The organism is Bacillus sp. SIMBA_008 (assembly GCF_046535495.1).
Taxonomy (GTDB): Bacteria; Bacillota; Bacilli; order Bacillales; family Bacillaceae; genus Bacillus; species Bacillus subtilis.
Window position 1 is genome coordinate 1 of record NZ_JAWRWL010000205.1, and the last position, 319, is coordinate 319.

Here is a 319-nt window from a genome sequence, read left to right on the forward strand (position 1 = left end):
GATCTGAAGAACGTCGTATAGAGGAACATATTACGTCCTGTTGACATTAACGTTGGTCACGGTTTCCTTGAAATGTTAAAAGAGTTTCATCAAATGGTTGAACTGCGTGCTGGGCAGATTTTAGTGATCGGCTGCAGTACATCAGAAGTGGCTGGTGAGCATATTGGGACAGCAGGAAGTGAGCAAATAGCTGCGTCCATTTATCAAGAATTGGATCAGTTAAGACGAGAGACCGGCATTGAGCTGGCTTTCCAGTGCTGTGAGCATTTGAATCGTGCTCTTGTTGTGGAAGAAGAAGTGGCTTTCCGGCTTAACCTAG

The 319-nt window shown here is 45.1% G+C and carries 1 protein-coding gene; it reads left to right on the plus strand.

The annotated features are described in order from the left end of the window. Positions 1-72: 72 nt before the first annotated feature. Positions 73-319: DUF436 family protein (locus SB658_RS22845; RefSeq protein WP_410602529.1), on the plus strand; the 247-nt coding region annotated here is incomplete at its 3' end.